The following is a 1,364-nucleotide window of genomic DNA, read 5'->3' on the forward strand; positions in this document are numbered from 1 at the left end:
ACCGGCGCGGCAAGCCGTCCGCGCTCAAGCCGGCCGTGGACGAGGCCGTCGGGAAGGCCGGCATCGTCGAGCACGTCCTGGTCGTACGCCGCACGGGCCAGGAGGTCGCCTTCACCGCAGGTCGTGACGTGTGGTGGCACGACCTGGTGGAGCGGCAGAGCACCGAGCACACCCCGCAGCCCTTCAACGCCGAGCACCCGCTGTTCATCCTCTACACCTCGGGCACCACGGGGAAGCCGAAGGGCATCCTGCACACCACCGGCGGCTATCTCACACAGACCGCCTACACCCACCACGCCGTCTTCGACCTCAAGCCGGAGACCGACGTCTACTGGTGCACCGCCGACGTCGGCTGGGTCACCGGCCACTCGTACATCGTCTACGGCCCGCTCGCCAACGGCTCGACGCAGGTCATGTACGAGGGCACGCCCGACACCCCGCACCAGGGCCGCTTCTGGGAGATCGTCCAGAAGTACGGCGTGACGATCCTCTACACCGCGCCGACCGCGATCCGTACGTTCATGAAGTGGGGCGACGACATCCCCGCCAAGTTCGACCTGTCCAGCCTGCGCGTGCTGGGCTCGGTCGGCGAGCCGATCAACCCCGAGGCGTGGATCTGGTACCGCAAGAACATCGGCGGCGACCGCACCCCGGTCGTCGACACCTGGTGGCAGACCGAGACCGGCTCCATGATGATCACCCCGCTGCCGGGCGTGACCGCCACCAAGCCCGGCTCCGCGCAGACCCCGCTGCCCGGCATCTGCGCGACGGTCGTCGACGACGAGGCGAACGAGGTGCCCGACGGCGGCGGCGGCTACCTGGTGCTGACCGAGCCGTGGCCGTCGATGCTGCGCACCATCTGGGGCGACGACCAGCGGTTCATCGACACGTACTGGTCGCGGTTCGAGGGCAGGTACTTCGCCGGTGACGGTGCCAAGAAGGACGACGACGGCGACATCTGGCTGCTCGGCCGGGTCGACGACGTCATGCTCGTCTCCGGGCACAACATCTCCACCACGGAGGTCGAGTCGGCGCTCGTCTCCCACCCCTCGGTCGCCGAGGCGGCCGTGGTCGGCGCGGCGGACGAGACGACCGGCCAGGCGATCGTCGCCTTCGTGATCCTGCGCGGCACGGCCGCCGAGACCGAGGACCTGGCCGCCGAGCTGCGCACCCACGTCGGCAACACCCTCGGCCCGATCGCCAAGCCGAAGCGGATCCTGCCGGTGGCCGAGCTGCCCAAGACCCGCTCGGGCAAGATCATGCGCCGCCTGCTGCGGGACGTCGCGGAGAACCGCCAGCTCGGTGACGTCACCACACTGACCGACTCCACGGTCATGGACCTCATCCAGGCCAAGCTGCCGGCC

1 protein-coding gene is annotated in these 1,364 nt (G+C 69.7%); it reads left to right on the top strand.

Annotated features, from left to right (window positions below):
• A partial coding sequence (gene acs, locus ACIQU3_RS36845) for an acetate--CoA ligase (protein ID WP_403930166.1) occupies positions 1-1,364 on the top strand: 1,364 nt, incomplete at both ends.

It is taken from the genome of Streptomyces sp. NPDC101110 (assembly GCF_044759525.1).
Lineage (GTDB): Bacteria > Actinomycetota > Actinomycetes > Streptomycetales > Streptomycetaceae > Streptomyces.